Annotated in this window: 2 protein-coding genes and 1 pseudogene; all 3 read right to left on the reverse strand. The window is 72.4% G+C overall.

Annotation, left to right across the window (positions count from 1 at the left end; all coding sequences use genetic code 11):
• On the reverse strand, nucleotides 1-218 hold a 218-nt coding region (locus ACFU6K_RS34790; RefSeq protein WP_380669972.1), incomplete at its 3' end, for a trypsin-like serine protease.
• Between the two features lie 95 nt (nucleotides 219-313).
• Nucleotides 314-1924: a trypsin-like serine protease gene (locus ACFU6K_RS34795; protein ID WP_380669974.1), complete on the reverse strand. Its 1611-nt coding sequence runs from the start codon at nucleotides 1922-1924 to the stop codon at nucleotides 314-316.
• Nucleotides 1925-2066: 142 nt separating this feature from the next.
• Nucleotides 2067-3251, reverse strand: a pseudogene (locus tag ACFU6K_RS34800) (hypothetical protein); the annotation flags it as partial.

Consider the following 3251-nt stretch of genomic DNA (forward strand, 5'->3'; position numbering starts at 1 on the left):
GACGCGGCGGTGAGCACCCAGGAGCGGTCCACCAGCGCGCCGGTGCAGGCCCGCAGGTTGTCGCCGATCACCAGACGGGCGGTGGAGGTGTACGTGCCGTCGGCGGCCTCGGCGCCGACCACGGCGCCCGCCGGAGAAACGGTGCTCAGCGTGCCGGCGGCCGCGGCCGCGACCAGCACACCCGCCCGCCGGGAACGGAACTGGGACTTGCGGGACATCAGGAATTCCCCCCTGAGGAGTGACGAGAAGGTGGCGCCCCGCCGGACCGGCGAACGAACGACGGCCGGTCGGGCGGGACGCGGTGCTGGTCGGGTCAGCTGGTGGTGGCGGCGGTGATCGCCCTGACGCCGGTGGCGCCGCCGGGGACCTCGCCCCACGGGGTCCACCGGCCGGCGTTGTAGTCGGCGTCGCGGTTGTAGACCCTGTCGTCCTCGTTGATGGCGACGACGTGGATGACGTTGCCCTCGGCGCTGCTGGTGATCGCCTTCAGGTGGTTGTCGCTGATCTTGGTCCAGACGGGGTCCCAGTGGCCGGCGTCGAAGTTGCCGTTGGTGCTGAAGAGGGAGCCGTCCGAACCGATGATCTGCAGGTCGACGATGTTGCCGCGGGCGGCGGCGGTGATGCCCTTGACGTCGACCGCACCGCCCGGGACCTCGGCCCACGGGGTCCAGCTGCCGTCGGGCCGGTTGTCGCGGGTGTAGACCTTGCCGTCCTCGTTGATGACGAAGACGTGGCCGACGCCGTCGGCGGTGGTGGCGCTGGTGATCGCCTTCAGGTTGTTGACGCTGACCAGCTCCCAGGAGCCGACCCACCGGCCGGCGGTGTAGTCGGCCTGGGTGCTGTACAGGGAGCCGTCGGCACCGATGATCTGCAGGCTGACGGTGTTGCCCCGGGCGGACGCGGTGACGCCCTTGACCCCGACCGCGCCCCCCGGGACCTCGCCCCACGGGGTCCAGTAGCCACCGACCTTGCCGTCCCGCGTGTAGACCTTGCCGTCCGAACCGACGACGAAGACGTGCACGGTGTCGCCGATGGCCACCGAGTCCACGGCGGAGAGGGCGCCGCTCGGGACGGGCGACCACTTGCCGAGCCAGCTGCCGGCCTTGTAGTCGGCCACGGTGTCCCACAGCTTGGTGTCCGAACCGATGATCTGCACGTGCAGGCCGGCCGTCACCTCCGTCGTACGGAAGCGCACCTCCTGCACCCAGCCGGCGAGGTCGTCGACCCGGGAGCTGAACGCGCCGGTGCGGGTCTCGGTGGCCGGGGTGCCCAGGCAGCCGCCCTGCCAGGAACGGGAGGCGACGGCCACCAGCTCGGCCTTGCCGTTGACCTCGCGGATCGCGGGCGCGCCGGTGTCGCCCTTGCAGATCGCCGCACCGCCGGTGCCGGTGATGCCGATGCCGGTCGCGCTCACGGTGTCGAGGGTGAACGCGCCGGTGTGGAGCTTGTTCGGCACCCACTCGTCCTTGGTCCGGCCGAAACCGGGAACGCGCAGGCTCTGCCCGGCGGTCGGGGCGGTGGCGGCGACGGCGAGCGGGGTGATGCCGTCGACGGGCGTCGCGAGACGGGCCATCACCAGGTCACGGTCCTGACGCGGCACCAGCTCGGCCACCTCGGCCGACTTGCCGCCGAGCGTGACGGTCGTCTTCCACTTCGGCGCACCGGCCGCCAGCGCCTGCGGCTGCGCCGGGTCGTCGGAGAAGCAGAAGGCGGCGGTGAGCACCCAGGAGCGGTCCACCAGCGCGCCGGTGCAGGCCCGCAGGTTGTCGCCGATCACCAGACGGGCGGTGGAGGCGTACGTGCCGTCGGCGGCCTCGGCGCCGACCACGGCACCGGCCGGAGAGAAGGTGGCCACAGTGGCGGCAGCCGTGGCTACGGCCAGCACACCCGCCCGCAGGTTGCGGGGCGAGGAGTTGCGGGACATCAGGAATTCCCCCCTGAGGAGTGACGAGAAGGTGGCGCCCCGCCGGACCGGCGAACGAACGACGGCCGGACCGGCGACCGGACGGCAGCCGGACCGGCGACCGAACGGCGGCCGGTCGGGCGGGACGCGGTGCTGGTCGGGGTCAGCCGGTGGTGGCGGCGGTGATCGCCTTCACGCCGGTGGCGCCGCCGGGGACCTCGGCCCACGGCGTCCACCGCCCGGCGTTGTAGTCGGCGTCGCGGGTGTAGACCCTGGAGTCCTCGTTGACGGCGACGAAGTGGACGACGTTGCCCTCGGCGCTGCTGGAGATGGCCTTCAGGCGGTTGTCGCTGACCTTGGTCCAGGCGGGGTCCCACCGGCCGAGGTCGTAGTGGCCGTAGGTGGTGAACAGGTCGCCGGCACCGCCGATGATCTGGAGGTCGACGGTGTTGCCGCGGGCGGCGGCGGTGATGCCCTTGACGCCGACCGCACCGCCGGGGATCTCGCCCCACGGGGTCCAGCTGCCGTCAGGCCGGTTGTCACGGCCGTAGACGCGAAGGTCCTCGTTGACGGCGAAGACGTGGACGACGCCGTCGGGGGTGGTGGCGCTGGTGATCGCCTTCAGGTTGTTGGTGCCGACCTGCTCCCAGTTCCCGCGCCAGCTGCCGGCGGCGTAGTCGACGCTGGTGCTGTAGAGGGAGCCGTCGGAGCCGATGATCTGGAGGCTGACGGTGTTGCCGCGGACCGCGGCGGTGACGCCCTGGGCACCGCCGGCGCCGCCGGGGACCTCGCCCCACGAGGTCCACCCGCCACCGACCTTGCCGTCGTGGGTGTAGACCTTGCCGTCGGAGCCGACGGCGTAGACGTGCACGGTGTCGCCGATGGCGACGCTGTCCACGGCGGTCGGCGAGACGCCGCTGACGGGCGACCAGGTGCCGAGCCAGCTGCCGGCCTTGTAGTCGGCGACGGTGTCCCACATCCCGCTGTTGATGTCGATGATCTGCACGTGCAGGCCGGCCTTGACCTCCGCCGTGCGGTAGCGCAGGCCCTTCACCCAGTCGCCGAGGTCGTCGACGCGGGAGCTGTAGGCACCGGTGCGGGTCTCGGTGGCCGGGGTGCCCAGGCAGCCGCCCTGCCAGGAGCGGGAGGCCACGGCGACCAGCTCGGCCTTGCCGTTGACCTCGCGGATGGCGGGCGCGCCGGTGTCACCCTTGCAGATCGCCGCACCGCCGGTGCCGGTGATGCCGATGCCCGTCGCGCTCACCGTGTCGAGGCTGAACGCGCCGGTGTGGAGCTTGTTCGGCACCCACTCGTCCTTGGTCCGGCCGAAACCGGCGACGCGCAGGCT

This window comes from Kitasatospora sp. NPDC057512 (assembly GCF_042802135.1).
Classification (GTDB): domain Bacteria; phylum Actinomycetota; class Actinomycetes; order Streptomycetales; family Streptomycetaceae; genus Kitasatospora.